This window comes from Streptomyces sp. NPDC127068 (genome assembly GCF_042724695.1).
Lineage (GTDB): Bacteria > Actinomycetota > Actinomycetes > Streptomycetales > Streptomycetaceae > Streptomyces.
In genome coordinates this window covers 122,197-148,978 of record NZ_JBHXEN010000014.1, presented here as the reverse complement: position 1 = coordinate 148,978, position 26,782 = coordinate 122,197, and the positions used below count along the sequence as shown (strand labels likewise).

At 71.6% G+C, this 26,782-nt stretch carries 28 protein-coding genes; 11 read left to right on the top strand and 17 right to left on the bottom strand.

Annotation, left to right across the window (positions count from 1 at the left end):
- Window positions 1-380: 380 nt before the first annotated feature.
- Window positions 381-1,025, bottom strand: coding sequence for a DNA-3-methyladenine glycosylase (locus tag ACFWIA_RS11805; RefSeq protein ID WP_387002864.1), 645 nt, complete (start codon window positions 1,023-1,025; stop codon window positions 381-383).
- 145 nt (window positions 1,026-1,170) lie between these two features.
- Between ACFWIA_RS11805 and ACFWIA_RS11800 the strand changes: the two genes are divergently transcribed.
- The 3 genes from ACFWIA_RS11800 (at window position 1,171) to ACFWIA_RS11790 (ending at window position 3,312) form a co-directional block, all read left to right on the top strand.
- Window positions 1,171-1,953 (top strand): sporulation protein, encoded by a 783-nt coding sequence (locus tag ACFWIA_RS11800; protein WP_387002862.1) that lies wholly within the window; start codon window positions 1,171-1,173, stop codon window positions 1,951-1,953.
- Between the two features lie 49 nt (window positions 1,954-2,002).
- On the top strand, window positions 2,003-2,542 hold the full coding sequence (locus ACFWIA_RS11795) for a YbhB/YbcL family Raf kinase inhibitor-like protein (RefSeq protein WP_387002860.1): 540 nt from the start codon (window positions 2,003-2,005) through the stop codon (window positions 2,540-2,542).
- 236 nt (window positions 2,543-2,778) lie between these two features.
- On the top strand, window positions 2,779-3,312 hold the full coding sequence (locus ACFWIA_RS11790; RefSeq protein ID WP_387002858.1) for an HNH endonuclease: 534 nt from the start codon (window positions 2,779-2,781) through the stop codon (window positions 3,310-3,312).
- A gap of 50 nt (window positions 3,313-3,362) precedes the next feature.
- Here ACFWIA_RS11790 and ACFWIA_RS11785 read toward each other — a convergent pair whose 3' ends face one another.
- The 3 genes from ACFWIA_RS11785 to ACFWIA_RS11775 form a co-directional block, all read right to left on the bottom strand.
- Window positions 3,363-4,307 (bottom strand): SPFH domain-containing protein, encoded by a 945-nt coding sequence (locus ACFWIA_RS11785; protein WP_385496243.1) that lies wholly within the window; start codon window positions 4,305-4,307, stop codon window positions 3,363-3,365.
- Window positions 4,308-4,513: 206 nt separating this feature from the next.
- A complete protein-coding gene (locus tag ACFWIA_RS11780) occupies window positions 4,514-4,942 on the bottom strand; it encodes an NfeD family protein (protein ID WP_387002856.1) in 429 nt (142 codons plus the stop codon).
- 163 nt (window positions 4,943-5,105) lie between these two features.
- On the bottom strand, window positions 5,106-5,897 hold the full coding sequence (locus tag ACFWIA_RS11775; RefSeq protein ID WP_387002854.1) for an ABC transporter ATP-binding protein: 792 nt from the start codon (window positions 5,895-5,897) through the stop codon (window positions 5,106-5,108).
- 119 nt (window positions 5,898-6,016) lie between these two features.
- On the opposite strand from ACFWIA_RS11775, the gene ACFWIA_RS11770 reads away from it, so the two are divergent.
- Window positions 6,017-6,811 carry a hypothetical protein gene (locus tag ACFWIA_RS11770; protein WP_385496246.1) on the top strand — a complete coding sequence of 265 codons (795 nt, stop codon included), beginning with the start codon at window positions 6,017-6,019 and terminating at the stop codon, window positions 6,809-6,811.
- Window positions 6,812-6,923: 112 nt separating this feature from the next.
- Here the strand turns inward: ACFWIA_RS11770 and ACFWIA_RS11765 are convergent, their stop codons facing one another.
- From ACFWIA_RS11765 to ACFWIA_RS11750, 4 genes are all read right to left on the bottom strand, one after another.
- The gene (locus ACFWIA_RS11765; protein WP_385496248.1) at window positions 6,924-7,163 is read right to left on the bottom strand and encodes a chaplin; all 240 of its coding nucleotides are present in this window, start codon (window positions 7,161-7,163) and stop codon (window positions 6,924-6,926) included.
- A 234-nt stretch (window positions 7,164-7,397) separates the two neighbouring features.
- Entirely contained in the window at window positions 7,398-7,643 is a 246-nt protein-coding gene (locus ACFWIA_RS11760) for a chaplin (protein WP_385496249.1), read from the bottom strand.
- A gap of 229 nt (window positions 7,644-7,872) precedes the next feature.
- A complete protein-coding gene (locus tag ACFWIA_RS11755; protein WP_387002852.1) occupies window positions 7,873-8,514 on the bottom strand; it encodes a response regulator in 642 nt (213 codons plus the stop codon).
- Window positions 8,507-9,652, bottom strand: a complete 1,146-nt coding sequence (locus ACFWIA_RS11750; protein WP_387002850.1) for a GAF domain-containing sensor histidine kinase — start codon at window positions 9,650-9,652, stop codon at window positions 8,507-8,509. The genes ACFWIA_RS11755 and ACFWIA_RS11750 overlap by 8 nt, the downstream gene beginning before the upstream one ends.
- Before the next feature lie 209 nt (window positions 9,653-9,861).
- Here ACFWIA_RS11750 and ACFWIA_RS11745 point away from each other — a divergent pair, with 209 nt between their 5' ends.
- Window positions 9,862-10,560, top strand: a complete 699-nt coding sequence (locus tag ACFWIA_RS11745; RefSeq protein WP_387002848.1) for an SDR family NAD(P)-dependent oxidoreductase — start codon at window positions 9,862-9,864, stop codon at window positions 10,558-10,560.
- Window positions 10,561-11,057: 497 nt separating this feature from the next.
- Window positions 11,058-11,816, top strand: coding sequence for a transglycosylase SLT domain-containing protein (locus tag ACFWIA_RS11740; protein ID WP_387002846.1), 759 nt, complete (start codon window positions 11,058-11,060; stop codon window positions 11,814-11,816).
- A 108-nt stretch (window positions 11,817-11,924) separates the two neighbouring features.
- On the opposite strand, the gene ACFWIA_RS11735 is transcribed toward ACFWIA_RS11740, so the two are convergent.
- Complete coding sequence (locus tag ACFWIA_RS11735) at window positions 11,925-14,456, bottom strand: FHA domain-containing protein (protein ID WP_387002844.1); 2,532 nt, start codon at window positions 14,454-14,456, stop codon at window positions 11,925-11,927.
- Window positions 14,457-14,812: 356 nt separating this feature from the next.
- Here ACFWIA_RS11735 and serB point away from each other — a divergent pair, with 356 nt between their 5' ends.
- A complete protein-coding gene (gene serB, locus ACFWIA_RS11730) occupies window positions 14,813-16,021 on the top strand; it encodes a phosphoserine phosphatase SerB (RefSeq protein WP_387002843.1) in 1,209 nt (402 codons plus the stop codon).
- A gap of 130 nt (window positions 16,022-16,151) precedes the next feature.
- On the opposite strand, the gene ACFWIA_RS11725 is transcribed toward serB, so the two are convergent.
- Window positions 16,152-17,024 carry an alpha/beta fold hydrolase gene (locus ACFWIA_RS11725; protein WP_387002841.1) on the bottom strand — a complete coding sequence of 291 codons (873 nt, stop codon included), beginning with the start codon at window positions 17,022-17,024 and terminating at the stop codon, window positions 16,152-16,154.
- A 92-nt stretch (window positions 17,025-17,116) separates the two neighbouring features.
- Here ACFWIA_RS11725 and ACFWIA_RS11720 point away from each other — a divergent pair, with 92 nt between their 5' ends.
- Window positions 17,117-17,674, top strand: a complete 558-nt coding sequence (locus ACFWIA_RS11720) for a TetR/AcrR family transcriptional regulator (protein WP_387002839.1) — start codon at window positions 17,117-17,119, stop codon at window positions 17,672-17,674.
- A gap of 93 nt (window positions 17,675-17,767) precedes the next feature.
- Here ACFWIA_RS11720 and ACFWIA_RS11715 read toward each other — a convergent pair whose 3' ends face one another.
- The 4 genes from ACFWIA_RS11715 to ACFWIA_RS11700 all read right to left on the bottom strand — a co-directional run bounded on the left by ACFWIA_RS11715 (window position 17,768) and on the right by ACFWIA_RS11700 (window position 20,341).
- Window positions 17,768-18,292, bottom strand: coding sequence for a SixA phosphatase family protein (locus ACFWIA_RS11715; protein WP_387002837.1), 525 nt, complete (start codon window positions 18,290-18,292; stop codon window positions 17,768-17,770).
- A 90-nt stretch (window positions 18,293-18,382) separates the two neighbouring features.
- Complete coding sequence (locus tag ACFWIA_RS11710; protein ID WP_387002835.1) at window positions 18,383-18,592, bottom strand: hypothetical protein; 210 nt, start codon at window positions 18,590-18,592, stop codon at window positions 18,383-18,385.
- A gap of 221 nt (window positions 18,593-18,813) precedes the next feature.
- Window positions 18,814-18,930, bottom strand: a complete 117-nt coding sequence (locus ACFWIA_RS11705; protein ID WP_387002833.1) for an SGM_5486 family transporter-associated protein — start codon at window positions 18,928-18,930, stop codon at window positions 18,814-18,816.
- A 43-nt stretch (window positions 18,931-18,973) separates the two neighbouring features.
- Window positions 18,974-20,341 carry a CynX/NimT family MFS transporter gene (locus tag ACFWIA_RS11700; RefSeq protein WP_387002831.1) on the bottom strand — a complete coding sequence of 456 codons (1,368 nt, stop codon included), beginning with the start codon at window positions 20,339-20,341 and terminating at the stop codon, window positions 18,974-18,976.
- Window positions 20,342-20,505: 164 nt separating this feature from the next.
- Between ACFWIA_RS11700 and ACFWIA_RS11695 the strand changes: the two genes are divergently transcribed.
- On the top strand, window positions 20,506-21,225 hold the full coding sequence (locus tag ACFWIA_RS11695; RefSeq protein ID WP_387002829.1) for a FadR/GntR family transcriptional regulator: 720 nt from the start codon (window positions 20,506-20,508) through the stop codon (window positions 21,223-21,225).
- A gap of 164 nt (window positions 21,226-21,389) precedes the next feature.
- On the opposite strand, the gene ACFWIA_RS11690 is transcribed toward ACFWIA_RS11695, so the two are convergent.
- From ACFWIA_RS11690 to fabG, 3 genes are all read right to left on the bottom strand, one after another.
- Entirely contained in the window at window positions 21,390-21,758 is a 369-nt protein-coding gene (locus ACFWIA_RS11690) for a hypothetical protein (RefSeq protein ID WP_387002827.1), read from the bottom strand.
- 208 nt (window positions 21,759-21,966) lie between these two features.
- The gene (gene fabI, locus ACFWIA_RS11685; protein WP_385496264.1) at window positions 21,967-22,734 is read right to left on the bottom strand and encodes an enoyl-ACP reductase FabI; all 768 of its coding nucleotides are present in this window, start codon (window positions 22,732-22,734) and stop codon (window positions 21,967-21,969) included.
- Window positions 22,735-22,739: 5 nt separating this feature from the next.
- Window positions 22,740-23,456 carry a 3-oxoacyl-[acyl-carrier-protein] reductase gene (gene fabG, locus ACFWIA_RS11680; RefSeq protein ID WP_385496265.1) on the bottom strand — a complete coding sequence of 239 codons (717 nt, stop codon included), beginning with the start codon at window positions 23,454-23,456 and terminating at the stop codon, window positions 22,740-22,742.
- A 320-nt stretch (window positions 23,457-23,776) separates the two neighbouring features.
- On the opposite strand from fabG, the gene ACFWIA_RS11675 reads away from it, so the two are divergent.
- Both ACFWIA_RS11675 and ACFWIA_RS11670 read left to right on the top strand, forming a co-directional pair.
- Window positions 23,777-25,330, top strand: coding sequence for a TldD/PmbA family protein (locus tag ACFWIA_RS11675; protein ID WP_387002824.1), 1,554 nt, complete (start codon window positions 23,777-23,779; stop codon window positions 25,328-25,330).
- Window positions 25,327-26,721 (top strand): metallopeptidase TldD-related protein, encoded by a 1,395-nt coding sequence (locus tag ACFWIA_RS11670; protein WP_387002822.1) that lies wholly within the window; start codon window positions 25,327-25,329, stop codon window positions 26,719-26,721. The genes ACFWIA_RS11675 and ACFWIA_RS11670 overlap by 4 nt, the downstream gene beginning before the upstream one ends.
- The last annotated feature ends 61 nt before the right edge of the window (window positions 26,722-26,782 follow it).

Sequence of the window (26,782 nt, the reverse complement as noted above, 5' to 3'; positions counted from 1 at the left end):
GGCGTTGACTTTTGGCACGCTGTTGAGTTCTCAAGGAACGGACGCTTCCTTTGTACTCACTCCAGCCATTCGGCTGAGGCTTTCCTCCGGGCGCTCCCCTTCGGTGTTTCCGACTCTATCAGATCTTTTCTGACCCGATTCCCGGCCGGCGGGATTCCCTGCTGTTTGCCTTTTGGCCTTGCGGCCTTTCGACATTCACTACGTTAACCGATTCCCTCGGGGACTCATAATCGAGTACCCATGGAAGCGAATTTCGGCACGCGAAATTTACGCCCTTTGAGGGGCTGTCGTAGGTAGTGGTTGGCCGCTTCGGGCTACTGGCTGAACGCCGTACCCGGTTCAAGCGGCTCGGGCTACGTTACGGATCGGCCAGGAGGGAGTCAAGTGAGGCGCGTGCGCGGCGCATGGGCGCGGTAGGGGCTGACCGTGGGGTCGCCGTCGATCCAGAAACGCCAGGGATGAACCCCTCCTTCGCCGGACACCCCCGTACGGGGTCCGTTCCTCACCTGGTCGGGAGGGGGCGGGGTGCCCACGAGCACGGAAAGCGGGGCGTTCCGGCCCGCGCAGGCGTCCGTGCCGTCGAGGGCCCGGTCGATGTCCAGCGCGGTGGCGAGCCGGGCCGGCCCTTTGGCCAGTTCCTTGTCGTTTCGGGCCGAGAACCTACGGGTGCGGGCCAGCGGTGCGCCCTCGACGATCCGGCCGGCCCGGAGCAGGACCCCGCTCGCGGAGCCCTCGGGACCGCACACCAGGTTCACGCAGTGCCACATTCCGTAGGTGAAGTAGACGTACGCGTGCCCGGGCGGGCCGAACATCACGGCATTGCGTGCGGTACGGCCGCGGTAGGCGTGGGAACCGGGGTCGAGCGGCCCCGCGTACGCCTCGACCTCGGTGAGGCGCAGTTCGATCGGGCCGTCCGGCGAGTTCCGCACGAGGGTGCGGCCGAGCAGGTCCGGGGCGACGTCCAGGACGGGGCGGTCGAAGAAGTCCCGGGGCAACGGCCTACGGTCGGGGGGTGGCTCGATCATGCGCTCCGAGCGTAGTGCACGGGGTGTCCGGTAGAACGGGTCGATGACCGGGTAGGGACGCGGTTTCGGAACCGCTCGTGGCCGGTACGCGTTGGTATGGGTCGAGGATCAATCGTCACAGGTGCTGAGCCTGGGAAGGAGAGTCATGGGGTTCAAGAAGCTGCTCGCGAGTCTGGGCGCCGGTGGGGCTTCGGTCGAGACCGTGCTCACCGAGGTCAATGTGGTGCCCGGCGGAGTGGTGCAGGGTGAGGTCCGCATCCAGGGCGGCTCGGTGAACCAGAAGATCGAGGCGCTCTCGGTCGGCCTCCAGGCACGGGTGGAGGTGGAGAGCAACGACCAGGAGTACAAGCAGGACATCGAGTTCACCAAGCAGCGGCTGGGCGGGGCCTTCGAGCTCCAGGCCGGTGCGGTGCACGCGGTGCAGTTCGGGTTGGAGATCCCGTGGGAGACCCCGATCACCCACTTCGGGGGGCAGCACCTGCACGGCATGAACATCGGGGTGACCACCGAGCTGGAGATCGCCCGGGCCGTGGACTCCGGCGACCTCGACCCGATCCATGTGCACCCGCTGCCCGCGCAGCAGGCGATCCTGGACGCGTTCGCTCAGCTCGGGTTCCGTTTCAAGAACGCCGACATGGAGCGGGGCAACATCCGCGGGACGCGGCAGCAGCTCCCCTTCTACCAGGAGATCGAGTTCCTGCCGCCGCAGCAGTACCGCGGGCTGAACCAGGTCGAGCTGAGCTTCGTCACGGACCGCCTGGGGATGGACGTCGTCCTGGAGATGGACAAGAAGCCGGGTCTGTTCGTGGAGAGCAGCGACAGCTACCGCTCCTTCAAGGTGGCGCTCGACGACTACCAGGGGACGGACTGGGCGGAGTACTTGAACCGCTGGCTGTCGGAGGTCGGCGGCAAGCGCAACTGGTTCTAGGCTCGACGCCGGACGTGTTGCCGTACGCAGAGATCCAGGAGGTACCGAGGTGACCGAGCCCCAGAGGCCGCCGCTCCCGCACGACTTCCACCCGGTGGTGCCCTCGTTCACGGTGGTGAGCGAGGACGTCGAACCGGGCGGAGTGCTGAAGGACGCTCAGGTGTACGCGGCCGGGAACAGTTCGCCGCACCTGCGGTGGGAGGGTTTCCCGGCGGACACCCGGAGTTTCGCGGTGACCTGCTTCGACCCGGACGCGCCGACCGGCAGCGGTTTCTGGCACTGGACGGTGTTCGACATCCCCGCTTCCGTGACCGAGTTGCCGGCCGGCGCCGGGAGCGGCTCCTTCGAGGGGTTGCCCCCGGGGGCCGTGCAGGTGCGCAACGACTACGGGACGAAGGACTTCGGGGGCGCCGCGCCGCCGCCCGGGGACGGGGCGCACCGGTACGTGTTCACCGTGTACGCGGTGGACCAGGAGACGTTGGGGCCGGACGGGGACGCCTCCCCCGCGGTGGTCGGCTTCCATCTGCGGTTCCACGCCCTGGCGCGGGCGCAGTTGATCGGTGAGTACGCCGACTCCGCGGTGGACTGAGGTCCGCCGGACGGCCCGTTGAAGTCAGGGTTCATGTGACGTTTGCCCGCCTCTGGTCTTGGAAGTGATCAGGGGCGGGCATTTTCGTGCCGTGCGCCGAGAGGTTCACGGTCGTGCCGCTGGAGTCAGCAGTCCCGGGTACCCGCGGATATTGCGTTGTCCATCTCGTCGGGCCCGGCCAGAGTTGATCCCAGCCCGCCAGGGGGGTGGGCCGGTCCGTACGGGAGGTGGGCGGAGTGCGTGACACGCTGGTCCTCAACGCGAGTTTCGAACCGCTGTCGACGGTGACGCTGCACCGCGCGGTCGTCCTGGTGCTCCAGGACAAGGCGGTCGTGGAGCAGTCCCACCCCGAACTGCGCATGCGTGCGGCGGCCGTGGAGCTTCCGGCGCCGCAGGTGATCCGGCTGTGCCGGTACGTACGGGTGCCCTTCCGAAGACGGGCTCCGTGGTCACGGCGGGGAGTGCTGGTGCGGGACCGGCACCGGTGCGCGTACTGCGGGCGCAGGGCGACGACCGTGGACCACGTGGTGCCCCGGTCGCGGGGCGGGGCGGACTCCTGGTTGAACACGGTGGCCTCGTGCGCGGAGGACAACCACCGCAAGGCCGACCGCACGCCCGAGCAGGCGGGGATGCCGTTGTTGCGCGAGCCGTTCGAGCCGAGCCCGGCGGACGCGATGCTGTTGGCGCTGGGTCTCGACGAGGAGGTCCTGCCGGAGTGGCTCACGGGGGGTTCCCGGAGTGCGGGCCCGGTGCGGGCCTCCGCCGCGTAGGACGTGCTGCCGGGGGCGCAGGGGCGCCCCCGGGGCCCATTGCTTCGAGGTCAGTCGAGCGAGGGGTTCTCGCGGCGCTCGGTCGGGGTCGCGGGGCTCGGGATGTTCGGGGTCGGGATGCCGCCGCCCAGGTTGCCGAAGGCTCCGGAGAGTCCCTTGAGCGCGTCGCCGATCTCGCTGGGGACGATCCAGAGCTTGTTGGCGTCGCCTTCGGCGATCTTCGGGAGCATCTGGAGGTACTGGTAGGAGAGCAGCTTCTGGTCGGGGTCACCGGCGTGGATGGACTCGAAGACGGTGCGGATGGCCTGGGCCTCGCCCTCCGCCCGCAGGGCCGCGGCCTTGGATTCGCCTTCCGCGCGCAGGATGGCGGACTGCTTCTCGCCCTCGGCGGTGAGGATCTGGGACTGGCGGATGCCCTCGGCGGTGAGGATGGCGGCGCGCTTGTCGCGGTCGGCGCGCATCTGCTTCTCCATCGAGTCCTGGATGGAGGTGGGCGGCTCGATCGCCTTCAGTTCGACGCGGTTGACGCGGATGCCCCACTTGCCGGTGGCGTCGTCGAGGACGCCGCGCAGGGCGGCGTTGATGTCCTCGCGGGAGGTGAGGGTCCGTTCCAGGTCCATGCCGCCGATGATGTTGCGGAGCGTGGTGACGGTGAGCTGCTCGATCGCCTGGATGTAGCTGGCGACCTCGTAGGTGGCGGCGCGGGCGTCGGTGACCTGGTAGTAGATGACCGTGTCGATGTTGACGACCAGGTTGTCCTGGGTGATCACCGGCTGGGGCGGGAACGGCACGACCTGTTCGCGGAGGTCGACCCGGTTGCGGATCGAGTCGATGAACGGGACGACGATGTTGAGACCCGCGTTGAGAGTGCGGGTGTAGCGGCCGAACCGCTCGACGATGGCGGCGCTCGCTTGTGGAATGACCTGGATGGTCTTGATCAGGGCGATGAAGACCAGCACCACCAGAATGATCAGGACGATGACGATCGGTCCCATCGTGGCTCCCCGTACCCTTCTTGCCTCGGCGTGTGTGGACGATCGGAGGATTGTCCGGCTACTTGAAGATCTTTCCGGTCGAGTCTGTCAGACGGTCGGCCGGTCCGTGGGGCGTTCCGGCCACCCGGTGGGCCCGTTCCGACGGGTGGGCCTGCCGGTTCGCGGGGTCCGTCGGTCCCCCGTTCGTGGGGCGGCCCGGTGGGGCGTCAGATGACGACGGCCGTGGCGCCATCGATCTCCACCACGTCGACCTGTTCCCCCACCGCGTAGGACTGTTCGGGGTGGAGGGAGCGGGCCGACCAGATCTCGCCGGCGAGTTTGATCCGGCCGCCGCTGCCGTCGACCGGTTCCGTCACGACGGCCTGACGTCCCCTCAGGGCGTCGATCCCGGTGGCGGATCCGGACGTCTGGGACCGGTGCCGGGCCGCGATGGGCCGCACCACGGCGAGGAGGGCCACGGAGACGGCGACGAAGAGGACGACCTGGAGGACGATGCCTCCGCCGAGTGCTGCAGTCACGGCGCCGGCGACGGCGCCGACCGCGAACATGCCGAACTCCGGCATCGCCGTCATCACGAGCGGAATCCCCAGCGCCACCGCGCCGATCAGCCACCACACCCACGCATCGATGTCCACAGGGTCATGGTAGGACCGCGGGCAGCGTTGCGGCAGGGCTCTTAACCGGGCAGATCGGGCGCTTGTCGGCGTGGCGCGCGGGTTCGGGGCCGTCCCGGGCGCCCCGACCGGTGAACGGGGGTGACGCAAGGGGCCGGTGGGGTGTCCGGGACGGGTCGGGGGATCAGGAGAGGGGCAGCCCGTGGGCGGTCCAGCGGTCGCCGCGCTGCTCGACGACGAGCGGAAGGCCGAAACACAGCGACAGGTTGCGGGAGGTGAGTTCGAGTTCGAGCGGGCCGGCGGCCAGCACCTCTCCCTGACGGATCATCAGGACGTGGGTGAAGCCGGGGGCGATCTCCTCGACGTGGTGCGTGACCATGATCATGGACGGGGCGATGGGGTCACGGGCGAGGCGGCCGAGCCGGCGCACCAGGTCCTCGCGGCCACCGAGGTCGAGTCCGGCGGCGGGCTCGTCCAGCAGGAGCAGTTCGGGGTCGGTCATCAGAGCGCGGGCGATCATGGTGCGCTTGCGCTCGCCCTCGGACAGGGTGCCGAACTTGCGGTCGAGGTAGTCGCTCATGCCGAGCCGGTCGAGGAAGGCGCGGGCGCGCTGCTCGTCGACCTCCTCGTAGTCCTCGTGCCAGCCCGCGGTCATGCCGTACGCGGCGGTGAGGACGGTCTGGAGGACCGTCTGATTCTTGGGGAGCTTCTCCGCCATCGCGATGCCCGCCATGCCGATGCGGGGGCGCAGGTCGAAGACGTCGACCCGGCCGAGTCGGTCGCCGAGGATGGTGGCCGTGCCCTTGCTCGGGAAGAGGTAGCTGGACGCGACGTTGAGGAGGGTGGTCTTGCCGGCGCCGTTGGGGCCCAGGATGACCCAACGCTCCCCTTCCTTGACCGACCAGGAGACCTGGTCCACCAGTGCCCGGCCCTCGCGGACCACTGATACGTCCACCAGTTCCAGTACATCGCTCATGAGCGCGTTGTCTCCCATGCAGTTCGGCTGTCGCGTGCGTCGGTGGACGCAGCCCCCGGATAAAACCTACGCCACCTGTCGGGCACGCCGTGCTCGTGGTCGGTCCTTAGGGTGGTCGCATGTTTGCAGAACCACGTTCCGGACGGTTGACGTCCTGGGGAAATGCCTTGTTGGCCGGGTTTGTCGCACCGGATGACGCGGTGGAGGCGGTGGTGGGTGAGGACACCGCGCACCGGGTCGAAGGGATTCCCGGGGAGGTCGGACCCGTCGGGCTGACCTTGGCGCTGGGTCGGTTGCGGGTGCTCGGGGTGACCGGGCTCCGGGTGGCGCTCCCGGCGCCCGGTCACCCCTTGGGGCTCAGTGGCCCGCCGGAGTTCAACGAGGCCGCGCTGGACGCCGGGGAGGCGGTGATCTGCCGGGGCGCGGCGCTGGGGTTCGTGCCGGAGGTGTTCGAGGCGGGGCCCGCGGGTGACGTCCGGGTCGACGTGCTCTGGCGGTGCCGGCCGGTCCGGGAGGCGCCGCCGGCGGACGTGCCCTCGCTGGGGGAGGCGGAGCGGGAGCTCGCGGAGGCCCTGCGCGAGGCCACCGGGGCGCTGTCCCGGCTCGACGTGGCCGGCGCGGGTCCGGTGGCGGAGGCGGCCGTGGACGCGTACCGGGCGCGGGCCGAACGGGGGCGCGAGCTGTTGGCGCCGGGGTACCCGCCGCGCGCGGTGCGGGTGTTGGAGCTGGCTCAGCGGGTGGGTCTGCTGGTGTCCGTGGCCGAGGAGCACGCCCACGAGCACCGGACGGGGGGCGCGGTCAGTGCGTCCGAACTGGCCGCGCGGGACGCGGTGTTGCGCCCGGTGGAGCGGACGGCCCGGCGGGCGCAGGTGGCGGCGTACAACGCGTACGTGGAGGCTCGGGAGAGCGGCTGAGGCCGCGCGCCCCGGCGACCGGGGGCGGCGGGGCCGTACGGGTGACGACGGCGGCGGCCTCCGAAACCACCACGGGTCTCGGAGGCCGCCGTCAGCCGTGCGTGACCTCAGGTCACTGGTTCACGCCGGTGTTGCCGAACGCGGGGTTCAGCAGGCCGATCACGTTGATGGTGTTGCCGACGACGTTCACGGGAACGTTGACGGGCACCTGGATGACGTTGCCCGAGGCGACGCCCGGGGAGTGGGCGGCGACGGCTCCGGCACCCGCGTCGGCGACGGCTGCGCCGGCCGAGGCGCCGGCGGCCATGCCGGCGGCGGCGACGGCCAGGACGGCCTTCTTCGCGATCTTCATGAATGTTCCTCCTGGGTGAGCGTGGCGACCCGGCCGCGGGTCGCACGCTGAGAACGTGCGCCCCCCGGCGACGACACGGGGTGCCACGGCGTTCGGCCCGATCGGAGTAATAGGCACATGTACGGACCGTCGGACTGCGGGTCGGCGGGGACGGAACCGGTCACCGGGATTCCGTGGCCCGGCGTGCGATCGGCCCCGTCACGCCGGGGCCGATCGCACGTGGGGCGGGCCGGCTCAGTGGTTGATGCCGGTGTTGCCGAAGGCGGGGTTCAGCAGGCCGATGACGTTCACGGTGTTGCCGACGACGTTCACCGGAACGTGGATCGGGGCCTGCACGACGTTGCCGGAGCCGACGCCCGGGGAGTGCACGGCCTGGCCGCTCGCGTGCGCGCCACCGGTGGCGGAGGCGATGCCCGTACCGGCGGCGACCAGTCCACCGGCCACCATCGTCACGGCCGCGACACGCTTCAGGTTCTTCACTTCTCGCTCCTCCTTGGTCCGCCGCGACCGATCGTCGCGACACACCCGGATGAACGGTGTGCACAGCACGGGGGATACGCCGTTCGAGTGACATCCACCCGACAGTATGAATCTCATTCCGGAAGGGAACCGGTGCGGGGCGCGCCCCGTGGCGAGCGCCGGGGTGCGCCCCCTGGTCGGGTGAAGCGGGGCGTCGCTGGTCAGGAGGGGGTGCGGGGCCGGCCGATCCTCAGGCCACCTCGTGCCGCACGGCCCAGAGGGCGGCCTGGGTGCGGTCGGCGAGGTCGAGCTTCATGAGGATGTTCGACACATGGGTCTTCACCGTCTTCTCGGAGAGGACGAGGGCGCGGGCGATCTCGCGGTTGGAGCGGCCGTCGGCGATCAGGGAGAGCACCTCCCGCTCCCGTTCGGTCAGGGAGCCAGCTCGGCCGTGGCCGCCGCCGGTGCCCTCCTGGGTGAGCAGGGCGTCGGCGACCTCCGGTTGGAGGAGGACGTGGCCGGCGTGGACCGAGCGGATGGCGCCGGCGAGGGCGTCCGGGTCGACGTCCTTGTAGACGTACCCGGCGGCACCGGCCCTCAGGGCGGGCACGACCGTGCGCTGCTCGGTGAAGCTCGTGACGACGAGCACCCGTGCGGGGTTGGCCAGCTCGCGCAGCCGGCGCAGGGCCTCCACCCCGTCCATGCCGGGCATCTTGACGTCCATCAGGATGACGTCGGGCCCCAGCTCCTCGGCCCGGGCGACGCCCTCGGCACCGTCGGCGGCCTCCCCGACGACCTCGATGTCCCCCTGGACCTCCAGGAAGGTGCGCAGGCCCCGGCGGACGACCTGGTGGTCGTCCACGAGGAGCACGCGGATGCTCTTGTCAGCCACCGGGGACCTCCATCTTGATCGTCGTGCCCTTGCCGGGCTCCGATGCCACGGTCAGCGTTCCACCGACGCCGTCGGTGCGGTCCCGCATGGACACCAGCCCGAGGTGGCGCCCGGCCCGGCGGACGGCCCGCGGGTCGAAGCCCGCGCCGTCGTCGACGACGAGGAGGACGGCGCCCCGCTCATGCGGGTCGAGCCGGACGTCCACCCGCTGCGCGCCGGAGTGGCGCAGGGCGTTGTGCAGGGCCTCCTGCGCGACCCGCAGCACCGCTTCCTCCTGGGAGGCGGGCAGGGCCCGCGGGAGGTGGCCGTGGTAGGTGACGCGGGCGGAGTGGGCACGGTCGAGCACCTGGGTGTGGGTGCGCAGGGTGGCCACCAGGCCGTCCTCGTCCAGCGCGGCCGGGCGCAGCTCGACGACGGCGGCCCGCAGTTCGTCGGCGGCCTCGGCGGCGAGGGCCGCGACCTGCGTCAGCTCGTCCTTGGCGCGCACGGGATCGCGGTCGACGAGGGCGGTGGCGGCCTGGGCGGTCAGCCGCAGCGAGAACAGCTTCTGGCTGACGGCGTCGTGCAGCTCGTGCGCGAGGCGGGAGCGTTCCTCGGCGATGGTCAGTTCCCGGCTGCGTTCGTAGAGGCGGGCGTTGGTGAGGGCGATCGCGGCGTGCTGGGCGAGCATGGTGAGGAGGTCCTCGTCGTCCTGGGTGAAGCCGCAGCTGCCCTCCGGCACGGGATGGTTCTTGTTGGCGAGGAACAGCGCGCCCATGATCTCGTCGCCGTCCCGGATCGGCATGCCCAGGAAGTCGGACATGTCGGGGTGGGTGACGGGCCAGCCCTCGAAGCGGGGGTCCTTGCGGACGTCGGCGAGGCGCTCGGTGCCGGCGTCCCTGAGCATGGCCGCGAGGATGCCGTGCTGGCGGGGCAGCGGGCCGATGGCGCGCCACTGCTCGTCGCTGACGCCGTCGACCACGAACTGGGCGAACCCGCCGTGGTCGTCGGGAACGCCCAGGGCGGCGTACTGGGCGTCCAGCAGTTCGCGGGCGGAGGCCACGATGGTCTTGAGGACGTCGCGCACCTCAAGATGCCTGCTCATGGCCAGCAGCGCGGAGCTGACCGCGTAGAGGCCTGATCGTGGGCCGTGACTCATGTGTTCACCGTACCGGCGGGGGGCGTGGACGGTATCCGACGGCCGGTGGCTGCGGGGTAGGGCCGGGGGCCTAGGCCCAAGGGACCCGGGGCATGCGCCCGACGTCCGAGGCGGACCGGGCGGTGGGCTTCCTACGGTGGACCGCGCGTGCGCGAGCAAGTGGGGCGCACCGGCAGACGACAGCGGACCAGAGCGGGGAGCCGACCGGCATGGCAGTGGCGATCATCACGGGGGCGTCGAAGGGCCTGGGGCGGGCCTTGGCGTTGGCGCTGGCCCGGCGGGGCTGGGACCTGGTGCTGAACGCCCGGACGCCGGGGGTGCTGGAACGGACCGCCCGGGACGTGCGCACGCACGGCACGCGGGTGACGGCGCTGCCCGGGGACGTGACGGACGCGGCCCACCGGAGGGACCTGGTGGCTGCGGCCGGGGCGCTGGGCGGACTGGACCTGCTGGTGAACAACGCGAGCGTGCTGGGGGCCGAGCCGCTGGTGCGGCTGGACGCCCACCCGCTGGCGGGGCTGCGGCAGGCGCTGGAGGTGAACGTGGTGGCCGCGCTGGGGCTGGTGCAGGAGGCGCTGCCGCTGTTGCGTCAGGCGCCGGCGGGCACGGTGATCGCCCTGAGTTCCGAGGCGGCGGCCGAGCCGTTCGCGACGTGGGGCGGGTACGGGGCGTCCAAGGCGGCGCTGGACCAGCTGGCGGCCGTGCTGGCGGTGGAGGAGCCGGGGCTGCGGGTGTGGGCCGTGGATCCGGGGGACATGCGGACCGACCTGTACCGCTCGGCGGCTCCCGAGGAGGACGAGGAGGGACGCCCGCTGCCGGAGCAGGTGGTGCCGGCCTTCCTGCGTCTGTTGGACGGCCGGGCGCCCAGTGGGCGGTACGGCGCCCCGGCGCTGCTGGAGCAGCGGTGACGTCCTGCGGAGGGTGACGGCCCGGGTTGCGGGACCGGCGGGACCGGGGCATCGCGCGTGCGCGAGGGGTAAGAGGAGCGAACGGGCCTGGCGGAGGAGTGGGCGGAGCAGGGGATCGGCCCGGGGAACGAGGGCGGGGGCGGCCGGCTCCTCCTGGAGGACTAGGTACCTCACGATGAGGATTGCTCTCGCAACAATCAGTGAGATGGCGGGGGGCGGGGTGTGAGCCCCGGCATAGGACGCACATCACGTACGAAGGTGCCTAGTGGTTCGCTCTCAGGCTCTTGAACGGGGATGACTCCCGATTCGGGCGACTCGTCCACCCCCCTGATCCACTATCCGGCTTCGTACGTCACATGATTGCCAGCGAATTTTGCGGGAGCTAAGAATGGCTGCCGTCGCTCGGCGCCGCGGGAGTTTGCCCGCGGCGTTTGTGTCAGAAACACCTGTCCCCTGCCGGACCACGAGCGACCTCCGCTACTCGAAGAGGTCCCACCATGCCGAAGAACAGCTCTGCCTCCGGTGAACGGCGTACGACGCTGACCCGGATCCACAAGTTCTCCATCGCCGGTGTCGCGACCCTCGGTGCTGCGGCCCTCGCTCTCACCCTGGTCCCGGCCGACGCCTCGGAGGCCCCCGTGACCGAGGCCGCCCCCGCGGCCTTCCAGAACAAGCAGAAGATCGAGGACGTCCGGGCCGACGTCACCGACCAGCGGGCCGCGGCCGACCAGAAGGCCAAGGCCGCCGCCGACCGTCTGAAGGCCCACCGGGACGCCGAGGCCAAGAAGGCCGCCGGTGCCCAGCGCGATGCCGAGGCGAAGAAGGCCGTCGACGCGGCGAAGGCCGACCGGGCCGCCGAGTCCAAGGCCGCGGCCGAGCAGTCGCGCGAGCAGTCGACGGCCGCGAGCCGCACCTCCGCCCGGACCGTGCTCTACGCGAACAACCTCGACGGGTGGATCCGCGAGTCGCTCGACGTCATGAAGAAGAACAGCATCCCGGGCACGTACAACGGCCTGTACCGCAACATCATCCGGGAGTCGAGCGGCAACCCGCGCGCCATCAACCTGTGGGACATCAACGCCCGCAACGGCATCCCGTCGAAGGGCCTGCTCCAGGTCATCCCGCCGACCTTCAACGCGTACCACGTGTCGGGCACGCCGTACGACATCTACCACCCGGTCTCGAACATCACGGCCGCCGCCAACTACGCGGCCGACCGGTACGGCTCGATCGACAACGTCTTCGGCGCCTACTGACCTCCCCCGGGGACCCCACGGCCCCCGGCCGTGACCACGCCGAGGGCGGCACCCGCACTGGTGCCGCCCTCGGCGTCGTCGTGTCCGGTGCCCCTCAGGGGCACCGGGTCACTTGCGCATGACCTCCGGCTCGTGGCGCCGCAGGAAGCGGGCCACGAGGACGCCGCAGAGGGCGCCGAGGGCGAGCAGGGCGCCCATGTCGAGCAGCCAGGTGCCCCCGTCGTGGTCCCACAGGGGGTCGGTGCTGCCGGGGTCGTCGGTGTTCGGGTTGACCCGGTTGAAGTCGAGGCTGGCCCCGGCCGCGGCGACCGCCCAACGCGAGGGCATCAGGTAGGAGAGTTCGTTGACTCCCACGGTGCCGTGCAGGGTGAACAGGCAGCCCGTGAAGACGATCTGGATGATCGCGAACATCACGAGCAGGGGCATGGTCTTCTCGGCGGTCTTGACGAGCGCGGAGATGATCAGGCCGAACATCATCGAGGCGAAGCCGAGCGCCATGATCGGTAGCGAGAGTTCGAGCAGGACGAGTCCGCCCAGGACGACGCCCTCCTCCGGGACGTCGCGCAGGGTGAAGCCGATGCCGCCGACGATCGCACCCTGGAGCACGGTGATCAGGCCGAGCACGATGACCTTGGACATCAGGTACGCGGAGCGTGACAGGCCGGTCGCGCGCTCCCGTTCGTAGATGACGCGTTCCTTGATCAGCTCGCGGACCGAGTTCGCGGCGCCCGCCAGGCAGGCGCCGACGGCGAGGATCAGCAGGACCGTCGCCGCGGTGCCGTTGGGCACCGGCCGGCCGTCCGCGGCGGGCGGGTTCGGCAACAGGTCCTGGTCGGCGTTGATGAGCAGGCTCACCGCGCCGAGGACGGCTGGGAGGACCAGCATCAGGGCCATGAAGCCCTTGTCGGAGGCGATCACCGACAGGTACCTGCGGACCAGGGTGAGCAGCTGTGAGCCCCAGCTCTGCGGCTTCGGCGGGCGCACCGCCTGGCGGGACGGGGGCTGCGCCGACTGGGGTGCGACGGCGTCGATGTCCGCTGCGTACATCTGGTAGTGCTGGGAGCCCTTCCAGCGGCCCGCCCAGTCGTAGTCGCGGTAGTTCTCGAAGGCGGAGAACACATCGGCCCAGGTGTCGTAGCCGAAGAAGTTGAGGGCCTCCTCGGGCGGGCCGAAGTAGGCGACGGAACCGCCGGGTGCCATCACGAGCAGCTTGTCGCAGAGGGCGAGCTCCGCCACCGAGTGGGTCACCACGAGCACGGTCCGGCCGTCGTCGGCGAGCGCGCGCAGCAACTGCATGACGTCGCGGTCCATACCGGGGTCGAGCCCGGAGGTCGGCTCGTCCAGGAAGATCAGCGAGGGCTTGGTCAACAGTTCCAGGGCCACCGAGACCCGCTTGCGCTGACCGCCGGAGAGGGAGGTGATCTTCTTGTTCTTGTGGAGGTCGAGCTTCAGCTCGCGCAGCACCTCGCCGATGCGCTGTTCGCGTTCCTGTTCGCTGGTGTCGGCGGGGAACCGCAGCTTCGCCGCGTAGCGGAGCGCCTTCCGGACGGTCAGTTCCTTGTGCAGGATGTCGTCCTGCGGGACCAGACCGATGCGCTGGCGCAGCTCGGCGAACTGCTTGTAGAGGTTCCGGTTGTCGTAGAGGACGTCGCCCCGGTCGGCGGGCCGGTAGCCGGTGAGCGCCTTGAGCAGGGTCGACTTGCCGGAGCCGGACGGTCCGATGACGGCGATCAGCGACTTCTCCGGAACCCCGAAGGACACGTCCTTGAGGATCTGCTTGCCGCCGTCGACGGTGACCGTCAGATGGCGGGCCGAGAAGGACACCTCGCCGGTGTCGACGAACTCCTCCAGTCGGTCCCCGACCAGCCGGAACGTGGAGTGGCCGACGCCGATGATGTCGGTGGGGCCGAGCAGGGCGCGTCCGCCCTTGGCTATCGGCATGCCGTTGAGGTAGGTGCCGTTGTGCGAGCCGAGGTCACGGATCTCGAACCGGCCGTCGGGCGTCGCGTGGAACTCCGCGTGGTGCCGCGAGACCTGGAGGTCGGAGACGACCAGTTCGTTCTCCAGTGCACGACCGATGCGCATGACCCGGCCGAGGGCGAACTGGTGGAACGAGGTGGGGCTGCGGTCGCCGTGGGCCGGTGGGGCTCCCGCGGCCCCGCCCGCGCCAGGTCCCTGCTGCTGCGGCACCCCGTGCACGGGCGGCTGCTGGGCCGGCTGTTGGGGGGCCGGCTGCTGCTGCCAACCGTGCTCGGGTCCGCCCTGGGGCTGTTGGGCGGGCGGTTGCTGCGGGTCGGCCCACCCCTGGTGCGCGGGCGCGGCGCCCTGGGCCTGCCGCGGCACGGCGGCGGCGTCCCTCAGGTCGACCCGGGGACCGTCGGTCCCGTTGCCGAGGTGCACGGCCGAGCCGGGGCCGATCTCCATCTGGTGGACGCGGTGTCCCTGCACGAAGGTGCCGTTGGTGCTGCCGTGGTCCTCGACGACCCAGGTCCGACCGTTCCAGCTGATCGTGGCGTGCCGCCAGGAGACCCTGGCGTCATCGAGCACGATGTCCCCCTGCGGATCGCGTCCGAGGGTCCACGGTCTGGACGGGTCGAGCGTCCAGGTCCGTCCGTTCACTTCCAGTACGAGTTCCGGCACTCCATGCCCCACTGATGTGTCCCCCGATGTTCCCCCGTCGTGGGGAGTCCTAGGGATGTCGAACAATGTGGGGAACTATTCCAGGCCGGGCCCCGGAATCGAAAGTCGGGCCGGGCGAAGGGTGCGGACGGGCCACGGTGCCGGGCCCGTTGGCGGATGCGGGCCGGGTCGTGCGGCGGTGCTCCCCCGGCGTCCGCGGCATCGACTCGGGCGGGCGCGGCGTGGTGTCGCGGCGGCGGGTCGAGCTGCTGGTGGGGAGGGGCGCGGGGCTCGTGAGCCGGGCGCGGACGCGGGAACTGTCCGCTCCCCGGACCACCCGCGCGCCCGGCTTCCCGGCCGGCTACCGTGGAAGGACCATGAGCGACTCGCACACCTCAGACGATCCCACCCTCCTGGTCAAGATCTTCGGCAAGGACCGGCCCGGTCTCACTGCCGGACTGTTCGACACCCTCGCCGCCTACTCCGTCGACGTGGTCGACATCGAGCAGGTCGTCACCCGTGGCCGCATCACGCTGTGCGCGCTCGTCACCGAGCCCTCGCACGGCCGCGCCGGCGATCTGCGGGCCACCGTCCACGGCTGGGCCGAGTCGATGAAGATGCAGGCCGAGATCATCTCCGGCCGCGGGGACAACCGGCCGCGCGGCCTCGGACGTTCGCACGTGACCGTCCTCGGGCACCCGCTGACCGCCCGGTCGACCGCGGGCATAGCTGCCCGGATCACCGCCACCGGCGGCAACATCGACCGTATCTTCCGGCTGGCCAAGTACCCGGTGACCGCGGTGGAGTTCGCGGTGTCGGGGGTGGCGACGGAGGCGCTGCGGACCGAGTTGGCGACGGCGTCCGCGGCGCTCGACGTCGATGTGGCCGTGGTGGCCGCGGGGCTGCACCGCCGGGCGCAGCGCCTGGTCGTGATGGACGTGGACTCCACGTTGATCCAGGACGAGGTCATCGAGCTGTTCGCCGCGCACGCCGGGTGCGAGGCGGAGGTCGCCGAGGTCACGGCCGCCGCGATGCGCGGGGAGCTCGACTTCGAACAGTCGCTGCACGCCCGGGTCGCCCTGTTGGCGGGGCTCGACGCGTCGGTGGTGGAGAAGGTCCGGGCCGAGGTGCGGCTGACGCCCGGCGCGCGGACCCTGATCCGGACGCTGAAGCGGCTGGGGTACCAGGTGGGCGTGGTGTCGGGCGGGTTCACCCAGGTCACCGATGACCTGAAGGAGCGGCTCGGGCTGGACTTCGCGCAGGCCAACACCCTGGAGATAGTCGACGGCAAGCTGACCGGACAGGTCACGGGCGAGATCGTGGACCGGGCGGGCAAGGCGCGGCTGCTGCGGCGGTTCGCCGCGGAGGCCGGGGTGCCGCTGGCGCAGACCGTGGCGATCGGCGACGGTGCGAACGATCTGGACATGCTGAACGCGGCGGGACTCGGGGTCGCGTTCAATGCGAAGCCCGTGGTCCGGGAGGCCGCGCACACGGCGGTCAACGTGCCGTTCCTCGACACCGTGCTCTACCTGCTCGGGGTGTCCCGCGAAGAGGTCGAGTCGGCGGACTCCGCGACCGCGGGCTGAGGTTCGCCGACGGACGTCACCGGCCGGGATCGTCCGACGTCCCCGGTGGACCGGCCGGTGCGTCCGGTGGGCGCGCCGGCCGGTCCGGGGTGGAGCGCGGGCGGGTCGCAGCCGGGGAGCAGCGACCGGCTCACTTCGCCCGGCGCTCCAGGAAGTCGCGCACCAGGGCGGCGATCTCCGGGCCGTGCGTCTCCAACGCGAAGTGGCCGGCGTCCAACAGGTGGATCTCGGCGTCCGGGAGGTCCCGTGCGAACGCCTCGGCGCCGGCGGGTCCGAAGATCTCGTCGCCGCGCCCCCACACGGCGAGCAGCGGGGGCCGGTGGGTACGGAAGTACTCCTGGAAGTCCGGGTACCGGTCCAGGTTGAACTGGTAGTCCCAGAAGAGCTGGAGCTGGACCTCCTTGTTGCCCGGCCGGTCCAGGCCGGCCTGGTCCAGGGTCCAGGTCTCCGGGCCCACCCGGTCGAGGCGGTCGGCGGGGACGCCGTGGGTGTACTGCCAGCGGGTGGCCGCGGCGGTCAGCAGTTCGCGCACCGCCCCTTCGTGGGCCGCGCGGTCCCGGGCGTGCGCGAAGAGCACGTCCCAGAAGGGCGTGAAGCCCTCCAGGTAGGCGTTTCCGCTCTGGGTGACGAGCGCGGTGACCCGCTCGGGGTGGCGGGAGGCGATCCGCAGTCCGATGGGCGCGCCGTAGTCCTGGACGTAGAGGGCGAAGCGGTCGATCCCGAGTCGGTCGAGCAGCGCGAGCGTGATCCCGGTGAGTTCCTCGAAGCCGTACGGGAAGGCGTCGACGGCGGGCGCGGCGGAGGCGCCGAAGCCGATGTGGTCGGGGGCGATCAGATGGAAGGAGTCGGCCAGTTCGGCCATCAGTTGGCGGTACATGTGCGAGCTGGACGGGAAGCCGTGCAACAGGACGAGCGTGGGGTGGGCGGGGTCGCCGGCCTCCCGGTAGAAGACCTCCAGGCCGTCCACGGTCTCGGTGCGGGCGCGCAGGGCGAAGCTGGGCATGGGACCTCCCCGTCAGGATGGAGAACGATCGTTCTCCCTCTCTCTCGTTAGAGTAGGAGAACGATGGTTTTCCGGCAAGGGGTGAGCGAACGATGGATGCGGACACCGCTGAGCTGAGGCTCCTGGAGGCGGCCGAGGAACTCTTCGACGAGCGCGGGGTGCAGGCCGTCGGCATGGACGCCATCCGCACCGCGTCGGGCGTCTCCCTCAAACGGCTCTACCAGCTGTTCCCCTCCAAGGACCATCTGGTCTGGGCCGTCCTGAACCGTCGCGACGCGGCCGTGCGGGAGGCCATCGCCGCCCACGGGGCCGCCCGCGCCGACACCCCGTACGAACGGGCGCTGGCGGTCTTCGACTACCTGGGCGACTGGTTCGCCGACCCGGGCTTCCGCGGCTGCGCCTTCATCAACACCTTCGGCGAGATGGGCGGCATCTCACCGGACGTCGCCGAGATCGCACGCGGCCACAAGCAGGCGCTCCGGCAGTACTTCGCCGAGCAGACCGACGCCCTCGGGGCTCCCCCGGAGCTCGCCGACCAGTTGGCCCTGCTCGCCAACGGCGCCATGGTGGTCGCGGGCATCGACGGCTCCCCGGAACCGGCGGCGCAAGCCAAGGGTGCGGCACGGGTGCTCCTCGATGCGGCCCGCTGACGGGGCCGCGCCCGGGCAGTCCGCACGCCCCGACGACCGGGGTCGGCGGGGTCATGGGGTCGTACCGGGGGACGGCGGCCCGGAGCGCGGGGGCTAGCGGGGCTCGCCCGGGGCCCAGTAGTCGGCGAGCGTGGCCGTTCCGGGTTCGAGGGCCTTCCAGGCGCCCTCGAAGGTGAGGACGGCGAACGCCGCGGTCGGGAAGCCGCGGCGGCCCAGCCGTTCGGCGGCGTCACCCTCGGCCGACCCGGCGAGGACCTCGGTCACTCCCTGGGCGCCCGGGTTGTGCCCGATCACGATGACGTTGCGCGCGTCGTCCGGAAGCTCGTTGAACAGGGCGATCAGCTCGCCGGGGGACGCCTCGTAGATCCGCTCCTCGTACACCGTCCGGGGCCGGTGCCCGAGCTCGTGGACGGCCAGCTTCCACGTCTCGCGGGTCCGGGCCGCGGTGGAACAGAGTGCCAGGTCCAGCGGAATGCCCGAGTCGGCGAGCTTGCGCCCGGCGACGGGGGCGTCCTTCCGGCCGCGCTCGGCGAGCGGACGCTCGTGGTCGGCGAGGTCGGGCCAGTCGGCCTTGGCGTGCCGGAAAACGACGATCCTGCGGGGTTCTGCGACGCTCATGCGGTCAAGCTTCGCACGAAACCCGCCACGTGGCGCAGGGAGTTGACGGGGCGCTTTTCGAGGCTGGCCGGCACACCCCGGGGACGCCACTCAGAACGCCAGGACCTGGCGGGCACGCTCCAGGAACAGGCCGATCTCCGGGTAGGCGGGCGCCGCGTGGGCCTCGGCCGGATTGAGGAGCAGCACGAACAGGACGCCGAAGGCGACGGCCGGCAGCGCCACGGCCCACCAGGGCAGCCGGACCTCGACGCCGCCGGTGGGCGCCGGGCTGGACGGCCGGGTGTGCGTACGGGCCGGCATGACGCCTCCACGGGTCTTCGCCACTCGTGCGCCGCGGGCGCGGGGCACGGTTCGAAGTTACGCCGACCGGCATCGTCAACCCATCGGGAAGGCCACCCACTTGACCCTGACCCTGGCCCCCTAGGGGATGGTGGGGGTAACCCCACCCCCGGGGTCGGCTGCCCGCCCCGGGGTGGTGCCGCCCCCTTCGCGGGGGCGTGCGGGTCGGTGCGGGGTGCGGGTCAGGGCGAGGCGATGCTGGCGATCACACCGATGATGACGGTGATGCCGATCATCGCGCCGAAGACGATGAGGAGCTTCTTCTGGCCGTTCTGGGGATTCGGATCGAGCACAGGCATGGGGCCAGTCTTGCACCGACCGGGCCCGGACGGTCGAGCGGGGTCAGCGGCGCGCCGCCCACTCGGCCTCGACGGTGCGGTTGCGGCCGGCGAGCACGCCGGCCGCCATCTGCGGGACGAGCAGCGCGGCCATGAGGGCGATCGGGAGGCCCCAGCCGCCGCTGTGCTGGTAGAGCACGCCGACCAGGATCGGTCCCGGTATCGACAGCAGGTATCCGGTGCTCTGCGCGAAGGCGGACAGCTTGACGACCCCGGCGGCGGAGCCCGCGCGCATGCCGACCATGGTGAGGGCCAGGGGGAACGCGCAGTTGGCGATGCCGAGCAGCAGCGCCCACGCCCAGGCGCCCGCGGCGGGCGCGAAGTAGAGGCCCGCGTAGCCCACGAGCCCGCACAGGCCCAGGACGACGACCATCGGACCCTGGTGGGGCAGCCGGGTGGCGACCCGGGGGATGACGAACGCGAGCGGCACGCCCATGACCATGGTGACGGCGAGCAGCAGTCCGGCGGTGTCGGCGGAGACGCCGGCGTCCCGGAAGATCTGCGGCATCCAGCCCATGGTGATGTAGGCGGCGGTGGACTGGAGGCCGAAGAACGCCGCCAGCGCCCAGGCGGTGCGACTACGGGTGATCCGCAGCCCGTCGGCGGTCGGCGCCGTTGCGGTCGGGGCGGCGGGCGCACCGGGAGCGCGTCCGCGGTCGCGGACGAGGAACAGCCACGGCACCACGGCGACGGCGGCGAGGGCCGCCCAGACGGCGAGGCCGCCGCGCCAGTTCCCGCCGAGCGCGTCGGCGAGGGGAACGGTGAAGGCAGCGGCGCTGGCGGTGCCGAGTGCGAGGGCCATGGAGTACAGACCGGTCATGGTGCCGACCCGGTCGGGGAACCAGCGCTTGACGATCACCGGCATGAGGACGTTGCTGACGGCGATCCCCATCAGGGCGAGGGCGCTGCCCGCGAGGAGTCCGGCGGTGCCGCCGGCGAAGGGGCGGAGCGCCAGTCCGGTGGCGACGGCGGCCATGCCCGCGCAGACCACCGCACCGGGGCCGAAGCGCTGGGCGAGGCGCGGTGCGGTGATCCCGAAGACGGCGAAGCAGAGCGTGGGGACGGAGGTGAGGAGCCCGGCGAGGGTGCCGCTCATGCCGAGGCCGGTGCGCACCTCTTCGAGGAGGGCGCCGAGGCTGGTGATCGCGGGGCGCAGGTTGACCGCGGCGAGGACGATCGCGAGGACGAGGAGCGCCGGGCCGACGGGGCGGCGGCGCGGGCCGGCAGCTGTGGTGGCGGGGCGGTCCGCGGACCGGTCGCCGAGCCGGTTTCCGGACCGGTCGTCGGGCTGGTCCCCCGGCCGGTCGCCGGGCCGGGTGTCCCGGTCGATCGGGGTGATCGTGGAGGTGTCCTCGCTGTGCATGCCCCCCATCATAGAATCATGGGATGATTGACTGACCACCATCGGAGCGGGAAGGGTGGCAGGGGGCGGCTCCGCGTAGCCTGTCCCGGCCGGTGGCCGGCACCGGGCGGGCCGCCATGCGCCCGCGCACGCCGGAACACCCGCCCGTCCGCCTCCGCGAAGGACCGACGCCCATGCCGCTGAACCACCCCACCCGATCGGCGTTGTCCGAGCAGGTGATCGCGGCGCTACGGGCACAGATCACCTCCGGTGAGTGGCCGGTGGGCTCCCGCATCCCCACCGAGCCCGAACTCGTCGAGCAGCTGGGCGTGGCCAGGAACACGGTCCGGGAGGCGGTGCGCGCGCTCGCGCACAACGGCCTGTTGGACATCCGGCAGGGCTCCGGAACGTACGTCGCGGCGACCAGTGAGCTGGCCGGGGTGATGCAGCGCAGGTTCGCGGGCGCGGAGCCCCGGCACGTCGCCGAGCTGCGCTCCGCGCTGGAGTCCAGTGCGGCGCGGCTGGCTGCGCAGCGGCGCACCGAACGGGATCTCGCCCAGTTGGACGCGCTGCTGCTGCGCCGTGAGCGGGCCTGGGAGTCGGGGGAGGCGGAGGCGTTCGTGACCGCGGACGCGAGCTTTCACCTGGCGGTGGTGTCCGCCTCGCACAACGACGTGCTGTCCGCGGTGTACGCGGACCTCGGCGAGGTGCTGCGGGACTGGCTGCGCTCGGACGTCGGCGCGACGTTGACGCCCGACCATTACATGGATCATGCGCGGTTGGTGGAGGCGATTCGCGTCGGGGACGCGGAGGTGGCTGCGGTGGAGGCGGCGGCGTACGCGTCCATGTGTCGGCGGGGGCGGGTGCGGGACGGGGTTCCCTCGTCGGCGGGGGTGCCGTCCGGCTCCCCTTGAGGTGGGGCGTCCCTGTCGGGGGCGATTCCCTGCGGGTGCGGTGTTCCGTGCGGGTGCGCTGTTGATTTTGCGCAGTTCCCCGCGCCCCTTATCCGGGGCGATTGACTGCGGGTGCACTGTTCTGTGCGGGTGCGCTGGGGGATTCGCGCAGTTCCCCGGCGACGCTATCGGGGGTGTTGGGTGATCCAGGTGGTGCTGACGTTCTTCCAGCAGCGGGCGGAGAGGCGTACCGTCCGCGCGGGGTCGGCGTCGACGGGAGCGCCGTCGGTGTCGATGTCCCACCAGTCGACGCACTCGACGTGCAGGGTGACCCGGTAGACCGTCGGGTACGGGTTGTGGCAGTACGCGATCACTTCCGAGCCCTCGACCGCGGTGCGGCACTCGGCGCCGCTGCGACCGAAGTCGCCTTCCGCCCGGGTGGGCCGGTCGGGCTCCGGGTCGGTTTCACCGCCGTGCGGGTCGGCGCCGGCGGGCAGGGCGGTCAGGAAGACGAGCAGGGCGAGCAACGGGACGAATCCGGATGACAACCGCACAAGGGAACCTCCTCGGCCGTACCGCGGCGGTCATCGGGGGCCGTCGCGGCTGCACCACAAGGGGGAAACTCGTTGTCCAGCGTGACCCGTTCGGCCCCCGGCCCGCCCGATCTGGTGGCCCGAACGGGCGACGCCCCGCCTCCCGCACGGTGCGGGGACGGGGCGTCGCACGGCCGGACGGGCCGCGGTGGGCGCGCCGGGCGGGAGCTCAGGCGCCGATGGCGTGCAGTCCGCCGTCGACGTGGATGATCTCGCCAGTCGTCTTCGGGAACCAGTCCGACAGCAGGGCGACGACGCCCTTGCCCGCCGGCTCCGGGTCCTTGAGGTCCCACTCCAGCGGGGCGCGGTCGTCCCACACCGAGGCCAGTTCCTCGAAGCCGGGGATGGACTTGGCGGCCATGGAGCCGATCGGTCCCGCGGAGATGAGGTTGCAGCGGACGTTCTGCTTGCCCAGGTCACGGGCCATGTAGCGGCTGGTGGCCTCCAGGGCGGCCTTGGCGGGGCCCATCCAGTCGTACTGCGGCCAGGCGTACTGGGCGTCGAAGGTGAGGCCGACGACCGAGCCGCCGTTCTGCATCAGCGGCAGGCACGCCATGGTGAGCGACTTCAGCGAGAACGCCGACACGTGCATGGCCGTGGCGACGGACTCGAAGGGGGTGTTCAGGAAGTTGCCGCCGAGGGCGTCCTGCGGGGCGAAGCCGATGGAGTGCACCACTCCGTCGAGGCCGCCCAGCTCCTCGCCGACCACGTCGGCCAGCCGGCCCAGGTGGTCGTCGTTGGTGACGTCCAGTTCGACGACCTTGGTCGGCTTGGGCAGCCGGCGGGCGATGCGCTCGGTGAGCGTGGGCCGCGGGAAGGCGGTGAGGATGATCTCGGCGCCCTGCTCCTGGGCGATCCTCGCGGTGTGGAACGCGATGGACGACTCCATCAGCACACCGGTGATCAGGACGCGCTTGCCTTCGAGGATTCCGCTCATGGTGATCAGTGACCCATTCCCAGTCCGCCGTCAACCGGGATGACGGCTCCAGTGATGTACGAGGCGTCGTCCGAGGCGAGGAAGCGCACGGCGGCGGCCACCTCGTCGGCTTCCGCGTAGCGGCCCAGCGGCACCTGTCGGACGATGTTCGCGCGCTGCTCCTCGGTGAGGACCTGCGTCATGTCCGTGTTGACGAAGCCGGGCGCGACGACGTTGAAGGTGATGTTGCGGGAGCCGAGTTCCCGGGCGAGAGAGCGGGCGAAGCCCACCAGACCGGCCTTGGAGGCGGCGTAGTTGGCCTGGCCGGCGGAGCCGAGGAGGCCGACGACGGAGGAGATGAGGACGACGCGGCCCTTCTTGGCACGCAGCATGCCCCGGTTGGCCCGCTTGACGACCCGGAAGGTGCCGGTGAGGTTGGTGTCGACGACCGAGGTGAAGTCCTCCTCGGACATCCGCAGCAGGAGCTGGTCCTTGGTGATCCCGGCGTTGGCGACGAGGACCTCGACCGGGCCGTGCGCGGCCTCGATCTCCTTGTATGCCTGCTCCACCTGCTCGCCGTCGTTGATGTCGCACCGGACGGCGAGGAGCCCCTGCGCCTTGAGTGCCTCGGGGTCGCCCGAGCGGTACGTGATCGCGACCTTGTCGCCCGCCTCGACGAACGCGCGGGCGATGGCGAGGCCGATGCCCCGGTTACCTCCGGTGACGAGAACCGAGCGGCTCAACGGATCACCCTTTCGTTAGCGGTCTGCTGTCGCGGCGGCGACCACCGCACACGGCGGCAGGCGTCTGCGCCGCCCCTCCCCGGAAACCTATCGGTACCGTCCGGCACGAAGAGAATCGGCCACCGACAGTGACGGACGGGGCTCGCTGTTGGATCCCTACAGAACCGCGGAGGCCGTGGCGCCCGTCAGGATGTGGCCATCGCGGCGCGCGTCGGACATGATCGGTGCGGGCCGGGCGGCGCGGCGGCGTCCGGCTCCCGAGTCGGTCCCGGACGCCCCGGCGCCCCGGTCGGCCGACGCCCCCGCGTCGTACCCGAACCATGCCCGTCACGCCCGCAGGGAGACCCCCCGTGCCACATTCGATCGACGAAGCCTTCACGGCGCTGCCCCTGCGGGCACTCGCCGACGCGGCGCTCGCGCGGGCCCGCGCACTGGGCGCGGAGCACGCGGACTTCCGGCTGGAACGGGTCCGCAGCGCGTCCTGGCGGCTGCGCGACGCCAAGCCGTCGGGTTCGTCGGACACCACGGACCTGGGGTACGCGGTGCGGGTCGTGCACGGCGGCACCTGGGGCTTCGCCTCGGGCGTCGACCTGACGATGGACGCGGCGGCCCGGGTCGCGTCCCAGGCGGTGGCGATGGCGAAGCTGTCGGCGCAGGTCATCCGGGCGGCCGGGGCCGACGAGCGGGTGGAGTTGGCCGACGAGCCGGTGCACGCCGACCGGACGTGGGTGTCCAGCTACGAGGTGGACCCGTTCACCGTCGCGGACGAGGAGAAGGCCGCACTGTTGGCCGAGTGGAGCGCGGGGCTGCTGGCGGCCAAGGGCGTGACCCATGTGGACGCGGCGCTGACCACCGTCCACGAGAACAAGTTCTACGCGGACACCGCGGGCACCGTCACCACCCAGCAGCGGGTCCGGCTGCATCCGGAGTTCACGGCCGTCGCGGTGGACGAGTCGACCGGCGAGTTCGATTCGATGCGCACCCTCGCACCGCCGGTCGGTCGGGGCTGGGAGTACCTGACCGGAATGCACTGGGACTGGGCCGGCGAGCTGGAGTCCATCCCCGAACTGCTCGCCGAGAAGATGCTCGCGCCGAGCGTGGAGGCCGGGCTGTACGACCTGGTGGTCGACCCGTCGAACCTGTGGCTGACCATCCACGAGTCGATCGGTCACGCCACCGAGCTCGACCGGGCGCTCGGCTACGAGGCGGCGTACGCGGGCACGTCCTTCGCGACCTTCGACCGGCTGGGCAAGCTGCGGTACGGCTCGGAGATCATGAACGTGACGGGTGACCGCACCGCCGAGCACGGGCTGGCGACCATCGGGTACGACGACGAGGGCGTCGCCGCGCAGTCCTGGGACCTGGTGAAGAAGGGCACCCTGGTCGGGTACCAGCTGGACCGGCGGATCGCCAGGCTGAGCGGCTTCGATCGGTCGAACGGCTGCGCGTACGCCGACTCCCCCGGGCACGTCCCGGTGCAGCGGATGGCGAACGTGTCGCTGCGCCCGGACCCGGCGGGGATGTCGACCGAGGACCTGATCGGCGGGGTCGAGCGGGGCATCTACGTGGTCGGGGACCGGTCCTGGTCGATCGACATGCAGCGGTACAACTTCCAGTTCACCGGGCAACGCTTCTTCCGCATCGAGAACGGCCGGATCGTCGGGCAGTTGCGCGACGTGGCCTACCAGGCGACGACCACCGACTTCTGGGGCTCGATGACGGCGGTCGGCGGCCCCCAGACGTACGTGCTCGGTGGCGCATTCAACTGCGGCAAGGCCCAACCGGGCCAGGTCGCGGCGGTCTCCCACGGCTGCCCCAGTGCCCTGTTCCGGGGCGTCAACATCCTCAACACCACGCAGGAGGCCGGGCGATGAGCCCACGGGTGAACAAGCCGCACGAGCTGGTCGAGCGTGCGCTGGAACTGTCGCGGGCGGACGGCTGCGTGGTCATCGCGGACGAGGAGTCGACGGCGAACCTGCGCTGGGCGGGCAACGCGCTGACCACCAACGGGGTCACCCGGGGCCGTACCCTCACCGTCGTCGCGACGGTGGACGGCGCCCGCGGGACGGCGTCCGGCGTGGTCTCGCGGTCGGCGGTCACCGCCGACGACCTGGAGCCGCTGGTGCGGGCCGCCGAGGAGGCCGCGCGGGCGGCGGGTCCGGCGGAGGACGCCCAGCCGCTGGTGTCCGGGGTGCCGCACTCCGCCGACTTCACGGGCGCCCCGGCCGAGACCTCGTCGGCGGTGTTCGCGGACTTCGCCCCGGCGCTCGGCGAGGCGTTCGCGCGGGCCCGGGCGGGCGGACGGGAGCTGTACGGTTTCGCCAATCACGAGCTGGTGTCGAGCTATCTCGGCACCTCGACCGGGGTGCGGCTGCGGCACGACCAGCCCAAGGGCACGCTGGAGTTGAACGCCAAGTCCCCGGACCGCACCCGGTCGGCGTGGGCGGGCCGGGCCACCAGGGACTTCAGCGATGTGGACCCCGGTGAGCTGGACGCCGAGCTGGCCCGGCGGCTGGCCTGGGCGCGGCGCCGGATCGCACTGCCCGCCGGGCGGTACGAGACGCTGCTGCCGCCGACCGCCGTGGCCGATCTGCTGATCTACCAGTACTGGTCGGCGGCCGGCCGGGACGCGGCCGAGGGGCGCACGGTGTTCTCGACGCCGGGCGGGGGCACCCGGGTCGGCGAGAAGCTGGCCGGGCTGCCGCTGTCGCTGCGCAGCGACCCCAGGGAGCCCGGGGTGGAGACCGCGCCGTTCGTGCTGGCGCACGCCTCCGGCGGGGACTCCTCGGTGTTCGACAACGGGCTGCCGCTGACGGCGACCGAATGGATCAGCGAGGGCGCGCTGTCCCGGCTGGTGACCACTCGGCACAGTGCCGGGCTGACGGGGCTGCCGGTGTCCCCGGCGATCGGGAACCTGATCCTGGACGGCGGTGACGACCGGTCCCTGGACGAGATGGTCGCGTCGACCGAGCGCGGACTGCTGCTGACGTGTCTCTGGTACATCCGGGAGGTGGACCCGGCGACGCTGCTGCTGACCGGGCTGACCCGGGACGGCGTGTACCTGGTCGAGGGGGGCGAGGTGGTCGGGGAGGTCAACAACTTCCGGTTCAACGAGTCGCCGGTGGACCTGCTGGGCCGGGCGGTGGAGGCCGGACGGACCGAAAAGACCTTGCCGCGCGAGTGGAGCGATTGGTTCACTCGGGCTGCCATGCCGCCGCTGCGGGTGCCGGACTTCAACATGAGTTCGGTGAGCCAGGGGGTCTGACGCGCCTAGACTGGCCGGTACCGGCACGTCGTGGCCGGCCCCCGTGGTGACTGACGGGTAC

Coding starts and splice junctions, on each gene's coding strand:
- ACFWIA_RS11785 (WP_385496243.1), bottom strand. CDS start 4,307: ATGGGACCGATCGTCATCGTCCTGATCATTCTGGTGGTGCTGGTCTTC.
- ACFWIA_RS11740 (WP_387002846.1), top strand. CDS start 11,058: ATGCCGAAGAACAGCTCTGCCTCCGGTGAACGGCGTACGACGCTGACC.
- ACFWIA_RS11705 (WP_387002833.1), bottom strand. CDS start 18,930: ATGCCTGTGCTCGATCCGAATCCCCAGAACGGCCAGAAGAAGCTCCTC.
- ACFWIA_RS11720 (WP_387002839.1), top strand. CDS start 17,117: ATGGATGCGGACACCGCTGAGCTGAGGCTCCTGGAGGCGGCCGAGGAA.
- ACFWIA_RS11715 (WP_387002837.1), bottom strand. CDS start 18,292: ATGAGCGTCGCAGAACCCCGCAGGATCGTCGTTTTCCGGCACGCCAAG.
- ACFWIA_RS11725 (WP_387002841.1), bottom strand. CDS start 17,024: ATGCCCAGCTTCGCCCTGCGCGCCCGCACCGAGACCGTGGACGGCCTG.
- ACFWIA_RS11765 (WP_385496248.1), bottom strand. CDS start 7,163: ATGAAGATCGCGAAGAAGGCCGTCCTGGCCGTCGCCGCCGCCGGCATG.
- ACFWIA_RS11695 (WP_387002829.1), top strand. CDS start 20,506: ATGCCGCTGAACCACCCCACCCGATCGGCGTTGTCCGAGCAGGTGATC.
- ACFWIA_RS11805 (WP_387002864.1), bottom strand. CDS start 1,025: ATGATCGAGCCACCCCCCGACCGTAGGCCGTTGCCCCGGGACTTCTTC.
- ACFWIA_RS11775 (WP_387002854.1), bottom strand. CDS start 5,897: ATGAGCGATGTACTGGAACTGGTGGACGTATCAGTGGTCCGCGAGGGC.
- fabI (WP_385496264.1), bottom strand. CDS start 22,734: ATGAGCGGAATCCTCGAAGGCAAGCGCGTCCTGATCACCGGTGTGCTG.
- ACFWIA_RS11670 (WP_387002822.1), top strand. CDS start 25,327: ATGAGCCCACGGGTGAACAAGCCGCACGAGCTGGTCGAGCGTGCGCTG.
- ACFWIA_RS11770 (WP_385496246.1), top strand. CDS start 6,017: ATGTTTGCAGAACCACGTTCCGGACGGTTGACGTCCTGGGGAAATGCC.
- ACFWIA_RS11710 (WP_387002835.1), bottom strand. CDS start 18,592: ATGCCGGCCCGTACGCACACCCGGCCGTCCAGCCCGGCGCCCACCGGC.
- ACFWIA_RS11675 (WP_387002824.1), top strand. CDS start 23,777: ATGCCCGTCACGCCCGCAGGGAGACCCCCCGTGCCACATTCGATCGAC.
- serB (WP_387002843.1), top strand. CDS start 14,813: ATGAGCGACTCGCACACCTCAGACGATCCCACCCTCCTGGTCAAGATC.
- ACFWIA_RS11750 (WP_387002850.1), bottom strand. CDS start 9,652: ATGAGTCACGGCCCACGATCAGGCCTCTACGCGGTCAGCTCCGCGCTG.
- ACFWIA_RS11700 (WP_387002831.1), bottom strand. CDS start 20,341: ATGGGGGGCATGCACAGCGAGGACACCTCCACGATCACCCCGATCGAC.
- ACFWIA_RS11745 (WP_387002848.1), top strand. CDS start 9,862: ATGGCAGTGGCGATCATCACGGGGGCGTCGAAGGGCCTGGGGCGGGCC.
- ACFWIA_RS11800 (WP_387002862.1), top strand. CDS start 1,171: ATGGGGTTCAAGAAGCTGCTCGCGAGTCTGGGCGCCGGTGGGGCTTCG.